Below are 18828 nucleotides of genomic sequence, written 5' to 3'. Positions count from 1 at the left end.
TTTTATATAATACTACTTAAAACGATTACTTTTTAGGAATCTCCTTTAAAATCTCTAATACAAAGTTCCAGTATTTTGAGCAGAAGATATTTGCGTGTATTAATCAACCTTATTTTAACCTTTATTGTGATGCTGCATTAATTGCAAATTTGACTTTATCATTTTTTTCATCTAAATTCGTTTAACTTCGAATATAATTTATTGAAACGGAATCATATTCGCTATACTTTGTACACAAATAAAATAACAGAATAAAATGATAAGATTAATAACGATTCTACTCTTAATAATAAGTACAAATATCTATAGCCAACAAACTATCTACTTTGATAAAGATTGGAAGGAAACTGATAAAATGAATGCGATTTATTATAGGCAAATTCACCCTTCTAATAACAAATTTATTGTAAAAGATTATTTAATGGATGATAAGTTGCAATTTGATGGTGTTTCTAGCACTGCTAAAGAGCCTCTTATACTAGAAGGAGAAGCTATTTGGTATAATGAAAATGGAATTGTAACACAAAAAGGAAACTTCAAAAATAATACTCTAAATGGTAAACTCATAACATACTATTTAAATGGAAAAATAAAGAGTACAGAAACTTATGAAAATGGTAAATTAGAAGGACTATATACAGAATTTTTTCCTACTGGAGAAATAAGTAATCAAGCTGTTTTTTCTAAAAACCAAATTAATGGACTACACAATAAATATAGAAGTCCCAACCAATTGGAGTTTAAAGTTAATTACAAAAATGGAGTGATTGATGGAGCTTATGAGTTCTACAATAGTAATGAAACTCTTTTTAATAAAGGAAGTGCAAAGGATGGTATTCAAAATGGTAAATGCTTCGACTATTATTATGAAGGCGAATTAAGAAAAGAATATACAATTAAAGAAGGACTTGTTGATGGTGAACTAATTGAGTACGATAGGAATGGAAATATAATGACTAAAGGATTATTCGATATGGGAAAAGTTATTTCATTTGAATCAATATCTTTAAGAACAACTAACAATAGTAAGTTTAGTAGTTCTATGAAACTTAAAAATGGAATAGAAGAATGGAAAGTCTACAGAGATGGTAAATTGATACTTAAATCTTTTTACAAAGATGGTTTTAAAACAGGAAAATGGGAAGTATTTAACTATGATGGTTCAAAGTTATATCAAATCTTAAATTTTGATGATAATACTGATTGTAAAGACACCTACTTACAAAGAACAAAAGAAGAATTTGATCCTTTTCTATTTTTAAGTAGTCGCTTTAATTTTGAAAGTAAAATGATTGATATTGACGATTGTAATGGTGGAAAGAAGGAACTATTCTCTAATGAATCAGAAAACCCATTCTATTATTTAAAAGAAAAAAATAAAAAAACGTCGGAACAAAACACCATCGCAGAGAATAAAAATCTAATTGATTACAAAGAGTCTGCTAATGATAAAAACTTTTTGGTAAAAAACAATTGTATAAAGCATCCAAAATATAATGAAGTTCATTTATGCATAAAAGAAATAAATAGTATTACACACAAAGTGTTTCTTTCTGAAAATTTAAAATTATTAAAAGAATTAAGGTCTCAAGCAAAACCGAAGGATAATGAAATATATTTTTATTATCAAAAATTTGAAGAGAGAATATACGATTTAGATAAAGAACACTTTAATAGGTATATGGGATTTAAATTACCAGATGTTCTTGTAGAGGCTTTCAAGAATAAAACTTTAGATTACATTTCAGTTATTGGAGTTTATGAGCATCAATTTTGGAATATTGACAACTTTTCGGGCTCTTCTGCTTATTTTGCATTCAAGAAGGAAATAGCAAATTAAAAAACTATGTACAACAATGGCTATAAGTAATTACTTGTTCTCGCCTACTTCTAAAAATCCGTGTGTATTTTCAGCCTAGTAAGTACTTGCAAAGTTAAGTGCTAAACCACGCAACTACTCATAGCCGAAAGCGTTAAACGAACATTAATAAATCACATAAAAAAGCACAATCCTAAGATTGTGCTTTTTCTATTTTATATAATACTACTTAAAAAGATTACTTTTTAGTAATCTCATTTAAAATCTACATTATAAAGTTCCAGTATTTTTGAGCAGAAAATATTTGCGTGTATTAATCAACTTTATCTTAACCTTTATTCTGATACTGCATTAATTGCAAATTTGACTTTGTCATTTTTTTCAACTAAATTCGTTTAACTTCGAATATAATTCATTGAAACGCAATCATATTCGCTATACTTTAGGCACAATTAAAACCAAAACCGAAATGAAAATCACTATAAAACTAATAGCATTAATCTTTGCTAACTTTCTGTTCAGTCAGGAAAATGCTTTAAATCTATCAATCGAAATCGTATCAGATGAAAAAATTGAATCAATTGTTTTTCAAAATTTCAGAGGAAACATCTCATACGACTTTTCAGAAAACACTAAATTGAACTTTAATAATGAATTAACTGAAGAATATTTTTTTAATATCAAAACCAACGATTCTTTATACAAAGAAAGAGTTTGGTTTGACAAAGGGAATTTAAAAGTAGATTTATCACTACAATCTCAAGTAGTAAGAATTAACGTAAAGGGTTCTGAAATTTTTAATAAAACTGCCGATTATAAAAAAGGATTTGAAAATCTAATTTCAGCAAATGCAACTGATGAAGAAATAAGCAAATTTTTATTTGAACAATTAAATAAAAACATTGATAATCCTTTTTCATATATGATTGGATTAAATATTCTATTTAAAAATCAAAATAATCGAGAAGTTCTTTCACAATTATCGGGAATTATAAATTCTCAACCTCAAAGCTTAAAAAATCATTACACTTCTGGATTATTAATTAAGACGCTAAAATCAAAATTGAATAGTGGTAATATTAACATAACCGAATATAAATTTTTAGACAAAAACAACAAAGAAAGTGAAATATTAATCGAAAACAACGATTATGTTTTACTGGATTTTTGGCACACAGCTTGTCCACCTTGTATCAAAGACCATATCGAAATCAAAGAAATATCAAATAGTTTTAAAGATAAAAAAACTAAAATTGTGAGTTTGTCAAGTGACCAAGGTAGTAGAATTGAAACTTGGAAAAAATATTTAAAAACAAAGAACCTTCCTTGGACAAATTATTTAGAGAAAGAAGAAAATAGTCTCACAAACAGTTTAGAAATCCGAATATTCCCGACCTACATTCTGCTTGATAAAGAAAACAATGTAGTTGTTTACACAAACTCATTATCTGATATAAAGACTAAATTGGAAATAAAATAAAAACTGTGCCTAACAATGGCTATAAGTAATTGCTTGTTCTTGCCTACTTTGGAAATTCCTGCGGAATTTCCAACTTGGTGTGTACTGTTAAGTTAATCGCTAAACCACGCAACTACTCATAGCCGAAAGCGTTAAACGAACATTAATAAATCATATAAAAAAGCACAATCCTAAGATTGTGCTTTTTCTATTTTATATAATACTACTTAAAAAGATTACTTTTTAGGAATCTCCTTTAAAATCTCTAATACAAAGTTCCAGTATTTTTGAGCAGACGATATTTGCGCACGCTCGTCAGGACTATGTGCGCCTTTAATGTTTGGTCCAAAACTAATCATTTCCATATCTGGATAATTTTGACCTAAAATACCACATTCTAAACCAGCGTGACAAGCAGCAATATGTGCTTTTTCGCCATTTAATTTTTGGTATAAATTATCTAACACTTTTAATATCGAGCTATCCATGTTTGGTGTCCATCCTGGATAATCTCCAGAAAGCTCAACCTCACAACCTGTAAGCTCAAATGCAGCACGCAACGTATTTGCTAAGTCCATTTTACTACTTTCTACAGAGCTACGCGTTAAACATCCTATTTTTACTTGACCATCCTTAACAATTACACGTGCAATATTATTAGATGTTTCTACCAATTCAGGTATATCAGCACTCATACGATACACACCATTTACTGCTGCATATATAGCACGTGTTAATCCTTCTTGTACACCAAGGTCCATAATTAATTCAGGAGTTTCAGTTTTAGAAACTTCAATCACCAAATCAGGCTCCATAGTTTTAAGTTCGGTTTTAATAGTGTTACCTAGCTCTTCCATTTCGCTAATAAAAGCAGCTTCGTGTATCGCATCTATTGCAACTACTGCTCTACTTTCTCTTGGAATAGCGTTACGTAAACTTCCACCATCAATTTCTGAGATTCGTAAACCAAAGTTTTCAAAGCCATCAAATAATAAACGGTTCATTAATTTATTGGCATTACCTAAACCTTCGTGTATTTGCATACCTGAGTGTCCACCTTGTAAGCCTTTTACTTTTACTTCAAATCCTATTTTAAATTCAGGAGTTTCTTCTTGCTCGTACGTTCTTGTTGCTGTAACATCAATACCTCCTGCACAACCAACACCAATCTCGTCATCTTCTTCCGTATCTAGGTTTAACAAGATTCCGCCAGTTAACAAACCACCTTTTAATCCCATTGCTCCTGTCATACCAGTTTCTTCGTCAATTGTAAACAAGGCTTCAATTGCTGGATGTGGTATGTCTGTACTTTCAAGAAGTGCCATAATGGTTGCTACTCCTAAACCGTTATCTGCACCAAGGGTTGTTCCTTTTGCTTTTACCCAGTCACCTTCCACTACCATTTGGATCCCTTGTGTGTCAAAATCAAAATCGGTATCTGCATTTTTTTGGTGTACCATATCTAAATGCGATTGCATTACAATAGTCACACGATCTTCCATTCCTGCAGTTGCTGGTTTTTTGATAATCACATTTCCAACCTCATCTTCTATAACTTCTAAACCTAAATTGGTACCAAAGTCTTTCATAAATTTAATCACACGCTCCTCCTTTTTTGAAGGTCTTGGTACTGCGTTTAAATCTGCGAATTTATTCCATAATGCTTTTGGCTCTAAAGCTCTAACGTCTTGACTCATTTGTATAGTTTTTATTGAATTACAAAAGTACAAATTGCAGATGCATTTAGACACCTTTTTAAGTTAGAAATAACATTAGTCGCTACTCCTGATGGTAGTGGCATCCTTTTTTGCAAAAAAAGATATAACGGACAGCAGGTAGAAACCTTTTAAATAAACCTAAGTGATTGGTCCCAATTTTTAATTATTTTTGAGTCATGCTAAAAAACAAAAAACTGTGGATTGCCCTACTGATTATACCTATGTATATATTGGTGAAAGTTGTGGCTAAATTTCCGGACACAATCGAGGTTGTGTATAGTAATGGTTTATATCCTTTTATTTCTAAATTATTTAGGTATACTTTGGGTTGGTTACCTTTTAGTTTTGGCGATTTTTTATATGCTTTTAGTATTATTTTTATTTTCCGTTGGCTAATTTTAAATGTAAAACGCATCTGGAAAGATACTGTCCATTGGCTAATTGATGTGTTTGCTGCTGTTAGTATTATTTTTATAGCGTTTCATTTATTTTGGGGTTTTAATTATTACCGAAATCCTTTGCATAAAAATTTAAATTTAGAGGATGATTACACTACTGAGCAATTAGTTACTGTGACTAAAAACTTGATTGAAAAATCAAATTCCATACATCTAGAGATTACTAAAAATGATAGTTTGAAGGTCGATTTACCATTTACTAAATCCGAAATTTTAGCATTAACGCCTAAAAGTTATGAGGCTTTAAAAACTGATTTTCCGCATTTGGAATACCATCCTAAAAGTTTAAAAAAGTCATTATTTAGTTACCCATTAACGTACATGGGTTTTAGTGGTTATCTTAATCCATTAACCAATGAGGCTCAGGTGGATGATATGATTCCTGTGTACAAATTTCCGACCACTGCTGCACATGAAGTAGCGCACCAATTGGGTTACGCTAAAGAAAATGAGGCTAATTTTATTGGCTTTTTAGCGACTATTAGCAATACTAATATCTACTTTAAATATTCGGGTTACACCTTTGGTTTAAGGCATTGTCTAGGTGAAATTTTTAGACGTGATCCTGATTTATATTATAAATTATTACCAACGATTAATATAGGTATTTTAAAAAACTATCAAGAGGTTAGAGACTTTTGGAATGATTACAAAAACCCGTTGGAACCAATTTTTAGATCTACTTACACGTCTTACCTAAAAGCTAACAACCAAGCCAAAGGTATGGATAGCTATAGCTATGTGGTGGCTTTATTGGTTAATTATTTGGAAGATAAAATCTTATAAAAACGTTAAAATCCTAATTGGGTGTTGTTTGGCATATTGGCTAATGCGTATCTTTAGTGTTTATCAACCTTAAACTATCAACCAATGATTAAAAAATGGGCAGCATTAAGCCTGCTGTTGTGCAGTTATTTTTCTTTTGCACAAGAGTATGTTCCTAAAAACGATGGTGTAAAAACCAACACGTCTAATTACACAGCATTAACAAACGCTAAAATTTACGTCACTCCTAATCAAGTTATTGAAAACGGAACCTTACTCATTAAAGATGGTAAAGTTGTCTCTTCTGGAGCTGCTATTACTATCCCAAAAAACGCTGTTGTTATTGATGTAACTGGTAAATCTATTTATCCATCCTTTATTGATATTTATACAGATTTTGGTATAAAAACACCTAGTAGCGCTTCTGGAAATAACAGAAGTCCGCAATATGACGCTAATCGCGAAGGTTTTTATTGGAATGACCATATTAGACCTGACCAAAATGCAATAGACCATTTTGAATTTGATAGCAAAAAAGCTGAAGAATTACGTAAAGCTGGTTTTGGTGTTGTAACCTCGCATATTGATGATGGTATAATCCAAGGTACTGGTGTTTTAGTAACATTAGCAGCTTCTGGTAGTGATGCTACTAGATTATTGGACGACAAAGTTGGACAATTTTCTGGAACATCAAAAAGCAAAACTTCTAGACAGGCGTATCCAACATCATTAATGGGTACTATGGCGTTATTACGACAAGTAAACCATGATGCAGATTGGTACGCTAAAGGAAATATTAAAGAAAGAGATCGTGCTTTAGAAGCTTACATTGCTAACAAAAATCTGGTTCAGTTTTTTGATGCTGGCAAAAAAATAAATGCGTTACGTTTTGACAAATTAGGTGACCAATTTGGTATCCAATATGTATTTGTTGGTGGTGGTGATGAGTATGAGCTTATTAGTGACATTAAAAACACCAATGCTAAATTTATTTTACCATTAGACTTTCCGGATGCATATGATATGGAAGATCCACTATTGGCACAATCTGTTAGTCTTGAAGATTTAAAAGCATGGAACCAAAGTCCTGCTAATCCTAAAATTTTAGCCGAAAACAATATTCAGTTTGCATTAACAACACATAAATTAAAAGAGTCAAAATCATTAATGCCTAATATTTTAAAGGCTATTGAATATGGTTTAGATAAAACAAAAGCTTTAGAAGCTTTAACAACTGTGCCTGCCGGAATTATTGGTAAATCAACAGAGCTTGGACATTTAAAATCAGGTGCTTATGCTAACTTTTTAATAACGTCTGGTGACGTTTTTGATAAAGAAACGACTATTTACGAAAACTGGGTAACTGGTATTAAAGATGAATTAGTAGCAATGAATACTACAGATTTACGTGGTAGTTACACCTTTAATTTTGATAATACGGATTACGAGTTAGAAATTTCTGGCGAAATTGAAAAACTAAAATCTAAGGTTAAAACAAGTACAAAAGAATATGGTTCTAAAATAAGCTTTAGTGATAATTGGATGCAATTAACCTTTGCTGCTGCAGATAGTACAAAAAAAGAATTTATTAGAGTGGTAACAAACGTGACCAACCCAAACATGTTAAGCGGTAAATTATATTACCCTAATGGTAACGAAGGGACTTTTTTAGCCAATAAAAAAGTTAAAGAAGATGACAAAAAAGACAAGGATAAAACGGAAGACAATGATGAAGTAGCTCCTAAAATTTATCCTGTAACCTATCCAAACATGGCTTACGGTATGGAAAGTTTACCTAAGCAAGAAACGTTATTGTTTAAAAACGTAACGGTTTGGACTAATGAGGAAGATGGTATTGTTAAAAATACAGACGTTTTAATTAAAAACGGAAAGATTGCAAAAATCGGTACTAATTTAAATGCTGGTAATGCGACTGTTATAGACGGAACCAACAAACATTTAACGTCTGGAATTATTGACGAGCACTCGCATATTGCAACAGAAAGTGTTAACGAAGCAGGACACAACAGTACTGCCGAAGTTACTATTGAAGATGTTTTGGATGCTGAAGATGTAGATATTTACCGCAACCTTGCTGGAGGTGTTACTAGTATCCAGATTTTACATGGATCTGCCAATCCAATTGGAGGACGATCAGCAATCATTAAATTAAAATGGGGAGAAAAAGCCGATAATTTAGTCTACCAAAACAGTCCTAAATTTATCAAATTTGCTTTAGGAGAAAATGTAAAACAAGCCAATTGGGGAGACAATGCAAGAACCCGTTTTCCGCAAACTAGAATGGGTGTTGAACAAGTGTTTACAGACTATTTCCAACGTGCACAAGAGTATGATGCTTTAAAGAAAAGCGGTAAACCTTACCGTAAAGACTTAGAGCTAGAGACTATTGCCGAAATTTTAAATAAAGAGCGTTTTATCTCTTGTCACTCTTACGTGCAAAGTGAAATTAATATGCTTATGAAGGTTGCTGAAAAATTCAACTTTAGAATCAACACATTCACACATATTTTAGAAGGATACAAAGTAGCAGACAAAATGGTAGAACATGGTGTTGGAGGATCAACATTCTCTGACTGGTGGGCTTACAAGTACGAGGTTAATGATGCTATCCCTTTTAACGCACCAATTATGCACAACGCTGGTGTTTTAGTAGCTATAAATAGTGACGATGCAGAGATGTCTAGACGTTTAAATCAAGAGGCTGCTAAATCTGTGAAATATGGAGATATTAGCGAGGAAGACGCTTGGAAGTTTGTAACCTTAAATCCTGCTAAATTATTACATATCGACGATCGCGTTGGTAGTATTAAAGTTGGAAAAGATGCAGATGTTGTGCTATGGAGTGATAACCCGTTGTCTATTTACGCTAAAGCGGAAAAAACAATCATTGAAGGAAAAGTTTATTTTGATTTAGAGCGTGATGCTAAACTTAGAGAGACTATCAAAAAGGAGAAAAATGAATTAACAATGCTAATGCTTCAAGCTAAAAACAAAGGGTTAAAAACAAAACCTATTGAGAAAAAAGAAAAAGAGCTTTTACATTGCGATTCTATTGACCACCAACACTAGTCAATACCTAAAGTCATATATAAAATATACACTCATAAATGTTTCGCTTAAGCGGAAATAAAACGATAATAAATCATGAGAAAATTTAAAATATTAATCCTAACGTTATGTGTTTCGGTAATTAGTTTTGCCCAACAAACGCCTGGAGATAAACAAACCACAGCCATTACTATTGAAGGTGCCACTGCACATTTAGGAAATGGTGACGTTATTGAAAATGCTTTAATAATGTTTGAAAACGGTACAATTACTTTTGTTGGTAGTGCCAACACAAAAATTGCAAGAAAGGGAACAATCATTGATGCTAAAGGTAAGCATGTCTATCCTGGTTTTATTGCACCAAACTCAACTTTAGGTTTGGTCGAAGTAGACGCTGTACGTGCTACCAATGATGATGACGAAGTTGGCGCTATGAATCCACACATACGTAGTCTTATTGCTTATAACACCGAATCTAAAGTAGTAGAATCTATGCGACCAAATGGTGTTTTAATGGCTCAAATTACACCTCGTGGAGGACGTATTTCTGGAACATCAAGTGTTGTACAATTAGATGCTTGGAACTGGGAAGATGCTGCTATTAAAACTGATGATGGCATACATTTAAATTGGCCAAGTACCTACTCTAGAGGTCGCTGGTGGTTAGGAGAACCAAATGTTTTAAAAGAAAACAAAAATTACGCTAAAGAGATAGAAGAGCTAACCAATTACTTTGCACAGAGCAAAGCCTATAATGCTAATAAAACATCTCCAAAAGATTTACCTTTTGAAGCTTTAGAAGGGTTAATGGATGGTAGCAAAAAGCTTTTTGTACATGTCGATAACGAGAAAGGAATTACAGATGCTATTAATTTTGCTAAAGCAGAAAACATAAAACACTTAGTTATTGTTGGTGGTTATGAAGCAAATAATGTTGTTGATTTATTAAAACAAAACAACATACCTGTATTAGTACAACGTACGCACTCTAGACCAAATGGAGATGATCATGATTATGATTTACCATACAAATTAGCATCGCAATTAGTAAATGCTGGTATTTTAGTTGGATTAGAAAATGCAGGAGATATGGAACGTATGAACACTAGAAATTTACCGTTTTTAGCTGGAACTACTGTTGCTTATGGCTTATCTAAAGCACAAGCTTTAAGTTTAATTACATTAAATACAGCAAAAATATTAGGAGTTGATGATAAAGTAGGCTCATTAGAAGTAGGAAAAGACGCTACATTATTTATTAGCCAAGGTGATGCTTTGGATATGAGAACAAACAAATTGGATCAAGCCTTTATCCAAGGTCGTAACATCAGTTTAGAAACACACCAAACAGAATTGTACAAGCGTTATTCTGAGAAGTATAAACAATAGTAATCTGGATTACAACCTTAAGGACAATTAGAAAGCTACTCAAAAAAAAAAAAAAAACAATTTTATAATTTTTCGAGTAGCTTTCATTAACTAACTAAAAATCAACACTCAAAACAACGACAAAGTCATAACGTCTTTTATTTTAATCTATAAAAAAAACCATTATGAAACAGTTATTAATAGTATCATTTACTCTTGTTAGTGTATTTTGTCTAAGTCAAAACAAACTAGAACCTGTACTAGCATTAAATATAAATGCCGATTATTTTAATACTGTTTATAATAAGTTAGACGCTATTACTAAAAGTATAGTAGGTAACACCTATGTTATTAGTTATATGGATGATATTAGACAAGGTCAGCTGTTTATAGTTCCAGATAATATTGGAAAATCTTTTAACAATATAAAAATAGCTAATCAGCCAAATTTAGATTTACAACTAGAGCGTATTTTGTATACTGGTAATTTCCCAAATCCTAGACTTAATAATATACCAAACATTAAACACTAAAAAAGGCGACCCTTTGGGTCGCCTTTTTTATTTTATAAAATTGTAAATACTACTCCACTACAACAGCAGTTTCTGGCTTTGCAAATGTACTTGCAGCTAATGATTGCTTAGATAAAGTAACATTTGTAAATTGTAAATCGTTTCGTTTTTTAACTGGTAAATTAGCTTCAACAAGATACCATGTTAAAGTCTCTGGTAATACTATGCCTTCAATAGTATGCCAATTACTGTATTTAATAAACGACCATTGTTCGCTTTTAGCTTTACTATTAAATGTAACAGTGTAAGCTAACCACTCCATTTTAAATGTAGTCGGATTATAATATAATACATACTCATCGTCAGAAGATGCTCCTACACCATTATCATAACTAATTTTTATTCCTGGATATTCCACTCCTTCAAAGCTTAAAGGTTTAGCTACTTTATAATTAATCCCATTATCAGCTAACACAAATGGCATTGTATGAAAATAAAACATCAAGTTATAATAAAACTTAGGGTTACCTTGATACTCCTCTTTATTTTTAGAATCCAACCAAACGTCTTTACCATCAAAACCTAGCGTGTGATTTGGCGTAGTAATTACAGATTCTCTAGATTTTAAATTAACTGTAGTCACTTCTTTACCTGTTGGCTTTGTCATGGTAAAAGCTAAAGATTGCATTTGGTTCCAGTTATCTAAACCTCCATGAGCTTCAAAAACTTTAGATATATTTTCTGGATAGATTGAAGTCGTTACATCCAATGTTTCTTTAGAATAATCAGTTTCAGATATGGTTTCTTTTTTAACTTCACTTTTACAAGAAAAAAGCATTAATCCTAAAAATAAGGTGTACAGTAATTGTTTCATTTATAATATGTTTTATTTATGAGTAGCAAGTTAAGTCGTAAATTATTACATTCATTACAAAAAAAAGCCTCAGTATTACACTGAAGCTTTTTTAATATAATTTATAAATTAAATTAGTCTACAAAATTAGCTTGTTCTGGCTTAACAAACATTGCTGCATCTGGTGCTGTTGTAGACAACTTTACATCTGTAAAAACATTAGGCGTTTTAGGTGTTGTTGGCCTATCATTTTTAAAACCATAACCTGTAATTGTATTTGGCAAAAGTAGACCGTTTACTTCTTGCCAATCACCATAACGTCTAAAATGTAATTCTTTAGTATCAATTCCTGGCACAAAGTTTACTGTGTAACCCAACCATTCCATTTTAAAAGTCTCAGCATTATAATATAATACATAAATATCCTCAGGTGTTGCTCCTACACCATTATCGTATGAAATTTTAATTCCTGGATAAGTCACACCTTCAAAAGTTAGTGCTTCTGCTTCAGAAAATTTAATTCCGTCGTCAGACAAAATAAAAGGCATAGTATAAAAATAGAACATTAAGTTATAGCCAAATTTAGGATCATAACCTTTATATTCTTTATCTGTTTTATTTAATAACCATGGTTTTTGACCATCAAAACCAATAGCATAATTTTGAGATGTTAATAAGGCTTTTCTATTGTATAAATCTGTAGTTGTAACTTCTTTTCCATCAGGCTTCTCTTGCGTATACTCTAAAGATCGCATAGATTTCCAAAGCTCCAAACCACCATGTGCCTTAAATACTTTAGTTAAATTTTCCGGATATTTGTTAGTCTCTTTAACTGCTTTTTCTGTAGGTGCTTTTTCTGCTTCGTTTGTCACAGTTTGAGTTTCGGTTTTTGTTTCAGATTTACATGAAAACAAAAATAAACCTAGTGATAATGTGTAAAGTATTTTTCTCATTTAAATAATGGTTTTTAGTATTCTTAAGTAAGTCGAAATTAATCACATTTCTTTACAAAAAAAAGGTAGCAATTTGATATTTTCTATTAGTCTTCAATTTTTAAAGTATCTGTTATTTTATAGCGTATTTATTATGTATTTACACCTAAATATCAAAATAAATTTTAGATAATGCATCAGTCTTGTAGACTGCAAGATTTAGCTTAAATTTGTAATGAAATACAAATAGGGTTTTAAACATTTAAAATGGCAAATAAAGAAATAAGTAGCACTCAAAATCCACTAATAAAACATATTGTTTTACTTAAAGAAAAATCCCGTGAACGTAAAAAAACAAATACGTTTGTTTTAGAAGGTGAACGCGAAATTCAGCTGGCTTTAAACGGACAGTATGCCATACAAACTATTTTAGTCTTACCCGAAATTTATGATATTACAAAACTTGCTGAATTACCTAAGACTATTGATATTATTGAAGTCTCAAAAGAAGTTTACCAAAAAATAGCCTATCGTGAAACTACGGAAGGTATAATCGCTATTGCCAAAAGCAAACCACATCAATTAGAATCTATTGTTTTTAACAATAACAACCCTTTAATTTTAATCGCCGAAGCACCTGAAAAACCAGGTAATATTGGTGCCATTTTACGTACTGCAGATGCGGCAAATGTAGATGCTGTAATTATTGCAAATCCAAAAACAGATTTGTACAATCCAAACATCGTACGTTCTAGCGTTGGCTGTGTTTTTACCAACCAAATTGCAACAGGTAGCACTGAAGATATTATAACTTTTTTAAACAAAAATAATATTGCTATTTACAGTGCCATTTTACAAGATGCTGTGCATTATCACGAACAAGATTATAGTAAAGCAACTGCTATTGTTGTTGGTACGGAAGCTGATGGTTTAAGTGAGACTTGGCGACAAGCGTCTAAACAAAATATAAAAATACCTATGCAAGGTGCAATAGACTCCATGAATGTGTCTGTTGCTGCTGGAATATTAATTTTTGAAGCTAAACGTCAGCGTAATTTTAAATAAACAAATGACTGCAACCACTTTATTTTACATTTTAATTGCCATACTAATTATAAGTTTTATAATAGATAAAATTCTGGATGCGCTTAACGCAAAACACTATAATGATGCTTTGCCTTACGAGCTAATGGATGTTTATGACGACGTAGAATACAAAAAATCACAACGTTACAAAGCGACTAACTATACATTTGGATTGCTTACCTCAACGTTTTCTATACTATTAACTTTAGGGTTTTTCTTTTTTGATGGTTTTGCATACGTAGATCAATTGGCAAGACAGTTAACCAATAATTCTATTTTAGTAACACTTATTTTTTTTGGAATAATAATGTTAGGTAGCGATGTGTTGACTACACCTTTTTCTTATTATAAAACCTTTGTTATAGAAGAACGGTTTGGGTTTAATAACACCACAAAAAAAACCTTTATCATAGACAAAATTAAAGGTTGGATGATGACTATTTTGGTTGGTGGTTTAATATTAGGTGCTTTAACCTGGTTTTATCAAACTACAGGCTCAAAATTCTGGTTATATGCTTGGATGCTAATAACCGTATTTACGGTCTTTGTAAATCTATTTTATTCAAGACTAATCGTGCCAATATTTAATAAACAAAGTCCATTAGAAGATGGCAGTTTGCGTACTGCAATCTCTGACTATGCTAATACTGTTGGTTTTAATTTAGATAAAATTTTTATTATAGATGGCTCTAAACGTAGTACAAAAGCAAACGCTTATTTTTCCGGTTTTGGAAATGAAAAACGCGTTACACTATATGATACTTTAGTTAACGATTTAAATGAAGATGAAATTGTTGCTGTTTTAGCGCATGAGATTGGCCATTATAAAAAGAAACACATTATTTTTAATCTGATAACATCCATATTATTAACAGGTTTTACCCTTTATATTTTATCGCTTTTAATAGGAAACCCAATGTTGAGCGAAGCCTTAGGTGTTACAACACCAAGTTATCATATAGGACTAATTGCTTTCGGAATTTTATATTCGCCTTTATCTGAAATAACAGGTTTATTAATGAACTGGTTTTCACGTAAGTTTGAGTACCAAGCCGATAATTTCGCAAAAACAACGTACAAAGCAGAACCTTTAATTACGTCTTTAAAAAAATTATCTAAAAATAGTTTAAGTAATTTAACACCACATCCAGCGTATGTTTCTATGCATTACTCGCATCCTACTTTGCTAGAAAGAATTAAAAATTTAAGACAGTAAATCAGTGTTATTTATAATTTTACTTTAACTTGTAGATACAGTTTCCATAAAAATAACATGAGATTAATTGTATCATGTTTAATAGTATTAAAATTAATTTAGTGTCAATAAATTAAAAGTAATGTTTAGACATCAAGGCAAAAGCAGAAATCTAAAACATAATCTACGCATTGCTACAGTATTATCGTTTGTTGCTGGAATTGTTAATGTAGTGGGATTTTTAGCTTTTAATCAATTAACAACAAATGTTACAGGTCATTTTGCACTATTTATAAATGATGTTGCTGAATTTAAATTTTGGAAAGGAACTATTTATTTTTTGTATATATTTTCATTTTTATTTGGTTCTTTTTGCTCTAGCTTTTTGATTGAAAAATTTAGAGAAAACAAACAACTTAATGTTTACGTTATACCTACACTTATTGAATGTTTTATTTTAATATCTATAGGCATTTCAAGTAATTTTTTAATGATTTTATATCCAAACATAGTGATATGTTTACTCCTTTTTGCAATGGGACTTCAAAATTCTTTTGTAACAAAAATCTCAAATGCAGTTGTCAGAACAACACATTTAACTGGTCTTTTTACAGACTTAGGCATTGATCTTTCCATGTTATTATTTCCCAAATATGATGCTATAAGAGTAAAACTAAAAGCAAATATTAAACTGCGTATTTATATTATTTTATTCTTTTTTGCTGGTGGACTTAGTGGTGGATTTTTTTACTCAAAACTAAATTTACAATTAAACACATTAATTATTGGTGCAACAATTTTACTAATAAGTTTATACTATGATGCGCTTAGATATAAAGTTATAAAAGTTAAAAGGAAAAATTATAAATAACTGGTTTTAATACTCCTCTTGCAAAGCACTTTGCAAATTATAATGCTCAAAACTAAATCCAGTATCTTCTATCTTTTTAGAACTTACACGTTGACTTTCAAATAACAAAATATGCATTTCGCCTAAAATTAGTTTCATTAAAAACTCTGGAATGTTAGGTAAAAACAAAGGTCTTTTTAATTGTTGTGCTATAGATTTTGTTAATTGCTTATTAGTTTCTGGATTTGGTGCTACACCATTATATACACCTTCTAATTTGTTTTCCAGTACATGTAAAAACAGATTAGCCAAGTCCGTAATATGAATCCATGATTGCCACTGTTTACCAGATCCAAAAGCTGCTCCTGCTCCAAATTTAATTGGTTTAGCCATTTCAGGAAGCGCACCACCTTTTGCAGATAGCACCAATCCTATTCTAACTTTAGATACCATAATATTTAAAGTGGAAAAGGCATCTACAACCTGCTCCCACTGTTCTACCACTTGACCTAAAAACGAAGAACTTACTGTATTAAAATCTTCTGAATAGTAATTAGTTAATGAACTTGGATAAATACCAATTGCACTAGCAGACACAATTTGTTTAACCTGATTAGGATGATTTTTAAGCGTATCAAAAAGTAATTGTGATGTTTGGACACGACTTAACATAATTGTTTTTTTATAAGACGCTGTCCAGCGTTTTGAAATACTAGCTCCAACTAAATGTATTATAGCATCAACCTCATTTAGGCATGCTGTATCTATTTCATTTTTTGAAGGATTCCAATAAAACCCTGTATAATTTGGGTCTGTTTCTAATTTGGATTTACTTGTAGTAAGGTAATTAACAGCAATATTATTTAAACGACATTGTTTTACAATTTCGCTACCAATTAAACCTGTTGCTCCTGTAATTAATATGCGCATTCTTTTTTATATAAAAATACGAATAAGTCTGACTAATTGTAATTGCTTTAAGTAAGCTTTAACGTTTAGTAAAATGATATAAATTATACAAGCTAATTATGCTTCTTTTACAGCTCTTAATATATGTCGCTTACTTGGTGGACCAGGAAGACGGTCTACCTTAAAACCTACGCTTGACATAGCACGTCTTGCAGCACCTTGAGCGCAATAGGTCATTAAAACACCATTGGGCTTAAGTGCTTCAAACATTATTTTAAAAATAGAGGCTGTCCACAATTCAGGTTGTTCGGTTGGTCCAAAAGCATCAAAATAAATAACATCAAATTGATTAATAGCTTTTAAATTAAAGATGTCTTGGTTTCTTTTTTCTAGTGTAAATCTTGGTGTTATTTTATGTGGTATGTCCCAAGAGACCTCATGCATTGTATTAAATATGTTTTGCTGTTCAGGAACCAATAATTCTTCTGGAAAATTTAATTGATTAATTATATCCATGGTAACCGGAAATGTCTCTACACCAACATAATTAATTGTTAGTGGTAGTGTTTCTGATTTAACTAGCGTATTAAAGGCGTTAAGTCCAGATCCAAAACCTAACTCTAAAATAGAACAGGATTGTGTTTCTTCTTGACTTTTTAAAGAAGACAAAAAATAAAACAATCCTGATTTAAGATAGACAAAATCAGACTCTTCTATTGCTCCAGAAGTAGAATGGTAATGTGCTTTGTATTTTGGGTGCAACAATGTTGAAGAACCATCTTTTGTAATTTCGATTATTGGTTTCAACCTATTGTGAGATTAAAAGTTTTTTAATTTTAGGAATTGGTCCTGTACATTCTAAACTGTGACAAGAGATACATGTATTAATTGTATTATTAAACCTGTCTTTTAAACTTAAATCAGAATTAGTGTTATAAATCTCCTTTTGAGCGGTTAAAAAGATATTAGAAAAACTTTTAAATCGTTCGGTTCTAGCTTTAAAGTCTGATAATTGGGCAGTATGAATATTCAAAAATTGCTCCGGAAAAGGGGTTAATTCCTCTTCTTTTACAACCTGTTTTTTAAGCTCAAGATTAAATGCATACAGCTCTTTCATTAAAACTGACATTTCTGAAGGTACATACATGTCGTAAATAACCTCTGCTTTGACAGCCTTATTAGCATTGTCTTTACATGATATAAAAAAGACTAGAATTATAAAACAAAAAACAGGTTTCATATTATTGTTTTTCTACTAATAATACACCATCAGCTAAAAATGAAAATGTACGTTTTGGTTCAGTAATAGCTTCAATTTCTGCTTTGTCTGCACCTTTATCTTCTGCGTAATGACGTTGCTCCTCTACGGACACTTCTTCAACAAAAGCCAAACCATTGACAATAACCTCCTGTTCTGCAATATTTTTTGGCATAAAAAAACCATAGTCTTTAAATTTTACCATAACGTCATTACCATCTCCTAAGTCTGCTGTCATCCAACAACCTTTAGCCTGACACACTTCCTTAACTTTTAAATTTACTTTAGTTGGGATACTATCACCTGCTTTCATGGCTGCGTAGTGACTAAGCATAGATGAAGAAGCAACAGCGTCATCTGCATTAATCTCTTTACCAAAAGATTTGTAACTCACCTCAACTGTTTCAGTAACAACTTCGTCTTTAACTGTGTCGTCTTGTTTTGTTTCATTTTTACAAGCTACTATTGCTAACAATAATGCAAATAAGATTAAATAATTTTTCATCGTGTTTTCTATTATAATTTGTTATCCAAAGATAGTATTTTAAGCGTAATAGCATACTTTCTAATATATATT

16 protein-coding genes are annotated in these 18828 nt (G+C 31.2%); 9 read left to right on the top strand and 7 right to left on the bottom strand.

Features of this window, described 5'->3' with window-relative positions:
* Nucleotides 1–256: 256 nt before the first annotated feature.
* Both WNY60_RS14020 and WNY60_RS14015 read left to right on the top strand, forming a co-directional pair.
* Nucleotides 257–1840 (top strand): hypothetical protein, encoded by a 1584-nt coding sequence (locus WNY60_RS14020; protein ID WP_342862736.1) that lies wholly within the window; start codon nucleotides 257–259, stop codon nucleotides 1838–1840.
* 448 nt (nucleotides 1841–2288) lie between these two features.
* Nucleotides 2289–3299: a TlpA disulfide reductase family protein gene (locus WNY60_RS14015; protein WP_342862735.1), complete on the top strand. Its 1011-nt coding sequence runs from the start codon at nucleotides 2289–2291 to the stop codon at nucleotides 3297–3299.
* 215 nt (nucleotides 3300–3514) lie between these two features.
* Here WNY60_RS14015 and WNY60_RS14010 read toward each other — a convergent pair whose 3' ends face one another.
* The gene (locus tag WNY60_RS14010; RefSeq protein WP_342862734.1) at nucleotides 3515–4975 is read right to left on the bottom strand and encodes an aminoacyl-histidine dipeptidase; all 1461 of its coding nucleotides are present in this window, start codon (nucleotides 4973–4975) and stop codon (nucleotides 3515–3517) included.
* A 197-nt stretch (nucleotides 4976–5172) separates the two neighbouring features.
* On the opposite strand from WNY60_RS14010, the gene WNY60_RS14005 reads away from it, so the two are divergent.
* The 4 genes from WNY60_RS14005 (at nucleotide 5173) to WNY60_RS13990 (ending at nucleotide 11189) form a co-directional block, all read left to right on the top strand.
* On the top strand, nucleotides 5173–6240 hold the full coding sequence (locus tag WNY60_RS14005) for a DUF3810 domain-containing protein (protein WP_342862733.1): 1068 nt from the start codon (nucleotides 5173–5175) through the stop codon (nucleotides 6238–6240).
* Between the two features lie 84 nt (nucleotides 6241–6324).
* Nucleotides 6325–9309, top strand: a complete 2985-nt coding sequence (locus WNY60_RS14000) for an amidohydrolase family protein (protein ID WP_342862731.1) — start codon at nucleotides 6325–6327, stop codon at nucleotides 9307–9309.
* Nucleotides 9310–9384: 75 nt separating this feature from the next.
* Complete coding sequence (locus WNY60_RS13995; protein ID WP_342862729.1) at nucleotides 9385–10677, top strand: amidohydrolase family protein; 1293 nt, start codon at nucleotides 9385–9387, stop codon at nucleotides 10675–10677.
* A 164-nt stretch (nucleotides 10678–10841) separates the two neighbouring features.
* A complete protein-coding gene (locus tag WNY60_RS13990; protein ID WP_145000469.1) occupies nucleotides 10842–11189 on the top strand; it encodes a hypothetical protein in 348 nt (115 codons plus the stop codon).
* Between the two features lie 49 nt (nucleotides 11190–11238).
* Here WNY60_RS13990 and WNY60_RS13985 read toward each other — a convergent pair whose 3' ends face one another.
* Nucleotides 11239–12042 carry a DUF6503 family protein gene (locus tag WNY60_RS13985; protein ID WP_342862728.1) on the bottom strand — a complete coding sequence of 268 codons (804 nt, stop codon included), beginning with the start codon at nucleotides 12040–12042 and terminating at the stop codon, nucleotides 11239–11241.
* Nucleotides 12043–12155: 113 nt separating this feature from the next.
* Nucleotides 12156–12974, bottom strand: a complete 819-nt coding sequence (locus WNY60_RS13980) for a DUF6503 family protein (RefSeq protein WP_145000473.1) — start codon at nucleotides 12972–12974, stop codon at nucleotides 12156–12158.
* A gap of 246 nt (nucleotides 12975–13220) precedes the next feature.
* On the opposite strand from WNY60_RS13980, the gene WNY60_RS13975 reads away from it, so the two are divergent.
* The 3 genes from WNY60_RS13975 (at nucleotide 13221) to WNY60_RS13965 (ending at nucleotide 16105) form a co-directional block, all read left to right on the top strand.
* Nucleotides 13221–14018 carry an RNA methyltransferase gene (locus WNY60_RS13975; RefSeq protein ID WP_145000475.1) on the top strand — a complete coding sequence of 266 codons (798 nt, stop codon included), beginning with the start codon at nucleotides 13221–13223 and terminating at the stop codon, nucleotides 14016–14018.
* 4 nt (nucleotides 14019–14022) lie between these two features.
* Nucleotides 14023–15255 (top strand): M48 family metallopeptidase, encoded by a 1233-nt coding sequence (locus WNY60_RS13970; protein WP_342862727.1) that lies wholly within the window; start codon nucleotides 14023–14025, stop codon nucleotides 15253–15255.
* A 121-nt stretch (nucleotides 15256–15376) separates the two neighbouring features.
* Nucleotides 15377–16105, top strand: a complete 729-nt coding sequence (locus WNY60_RS13965) for a YoaK family protein (RefSeq protein WP_342862726.1) — start codon at nucleotides 15377–15379, stop codon at nucleotides 16103–16105.
* 6 nt (nucleotides 16106–16111) lie between these two features.
* Here the strand turns inward: WNY60_RS13965 and WNY60_RS13960 are convergent, their stop codons facing one another.
* The 4 genes from WNY60_RS13960 to WNY60_RS13945 form a co-directional block, all read right to left on the bottom strand.
* On the bottom strand, nucleotides 16112–17014 hold the full coding sequence (locus tag WNY60_RS13960) for a TIGR01777 family oxidoreductase (protein ID WP_145000481.1): 903 nt from the start codon (nucleotides 17012–17014) through the stop codon (nucleotides 16112–16114).
* Nucleotides 17015–17110: 96 nt separating this feature from the next.
* Complete coding sequence (gene mnmD, locus WNY60_RS13955) at nucleotides 17111–17800, bottom strand: tRNA (5-methylaminomethyl-2-thiouridine)(34)-methyltransferase MnmD (RefSeq protein WP_342862725.1); 690 nt, start codon at nucleotides 17798–17800, stop codon at nucleotides 17111–17113.
* A gap of 1 nt (nucleotide 17801) precedes the next feature.
* A complete protein-coding gene (locus WNY60_RS13950; protein WP_342862724.1) occupies nucleotides 17802–18233 on the bottom strand; it encodes a hypothetical protein in 432 nt (143 codons plus the stop codon).
* A 1-nt stretch (nucleotide 18234) separates the two neighbouring features.
* Nucleotides 18235–18756, bottom strand: a complete 522-nt coding sequence (locus WNY60_RS13945) for a DUF4920 domain-containing protein (RefSeq protein ID WP_342862723.1) — start codon at nucleotides 18754–18756, stop codon at nucleotides 18235–18237.
* Nucleotides 18757–18828: the final 72 nt, after the last annotated feature.

The sequence above is a fragment of the Olleya sp. AS48 genome, assembly GCF_038900355.1.
Taxonomy (GTDB): Bacteria; Bacteroidota; Bacteroidia; order Flavobacteriales; family Flavobacteriaceae; genus Olleya.
Note: the sequence above shows the minus strand (reverse complement) of the source record. Positions and strands in the feature narration are given on the sequence as shown.

What these genes read in the sequence shown, in the direction of transcription:
- WNY60_RS14020 (WP_342862736.1), top strand. Translation starts at nt 257, where the DNA reads ATGATAAGATTAATAACGATTCTACTCTTAATAATAAGTACAAATATC.
- WNY60_RS14015 (WP_342862735.1), top strand. Translation starts at nt 2,289, where the DNA reads ATGAAAATCACTATAAAACTAATAGCATTAATCTTTGCTAACTTTCTG.
- WNY60_RS14010 (WP_342862734.1), bottom strand. Translation starts at nt 4,975, where the DNA reads ATGAGTCAAGACGTTAGAGCTTTAGAGCCAAAAGCATTATGGAATAAA.
- WNY60_RS14005 (WP_342862733.1), top strand. Translation starts at nt 5,173, where the DNA reads ATGCTAAAAAACAAAAAACTGTGGATTGCCCTACTGATTATACCTATG.
- WNY60_RS14000 (WP_342862731.1), top strand. Translation starts at nt 6,325, where the DNA reads ATGATTAAAAAATGGGCAGCATTAAGCCTGCTGTTGTGCAGTTATTTT.
- WNY60_RS13995 (WP_342862729.1), top strand. Translation starts at nt 9,385, where the DNA reads ATGAGAAAATTTAAAATATTAATCCTAACGTTATGTGTTTCGGTAATT.
- WNY60_RS13990 (WP_145000469.1), top strand. Translation starts at nt 10,842, where the DNA reads ATGAAACAGTTATTAATAGTATCATTTACTCTTGTTAGTGTATTTTGT.
- WNY60_RS13985 (WP_342862728.1), bottom strand. Translation starts at nt 12,042, where the DNA reads ATGAAACAATTACTGTACACCTTATTTTTAGGATTAATGCTTTTTTCT.
- WNY60_RS13980 (WP_145000473.1), bottom strand. Translation starts at nt 12,974, where the DNA reads ATGAGAAAAATACTTTACACATTATCACTAGGTTTATTTTTGTTTTCA.
- WNY60_RS13975 (WP_145000475.1), top strand. Translation starts at nt 13,221, where the DNA reads ATGGCAAATAAAGAAATAAGTAGCACTCAAAATCCACTAATAAAACAT.
- WNY60_RS13970 (WP_342862727.1), top strand. Translation starts at nt 14,023, where the DNA reads ATGACTGCAACCACTTTATTTTACATTTTAATTGCCATACTAATTATA.
- WNY60_RS13965 (WP_342862726.1), top strand. Translation starts at nt 15,377, where the DNA reads ATGTTTAGACATCAAGGCAAAAGCAGAAATCTAAAACATAATCTACGC.
- WNY60_RS13960 (WP_145000481.1), bottom strand. Translation starts at nt 17,014, where the DNA reads ATGCGCATATTAATTACAGGAGCAACAGGTTTAATTGGTAGCGAAATT.
- WNY60_RS13950 (WP_342862724.1), bottom strand. Translation starts at nt 18,233, where the DNA reads ATGAAACCTGTTTTTTGTTTTATAATTCTAGTCTTTTTTATATCATGT.
- WNY60_RS13945 (WP_342862723.1), bottom strand. Translation starts at nt 18,756, where the DNA reads ATGAAAAATTATTTAATCTTATTTGCATTATTGTTAGCAATAGTAGCT.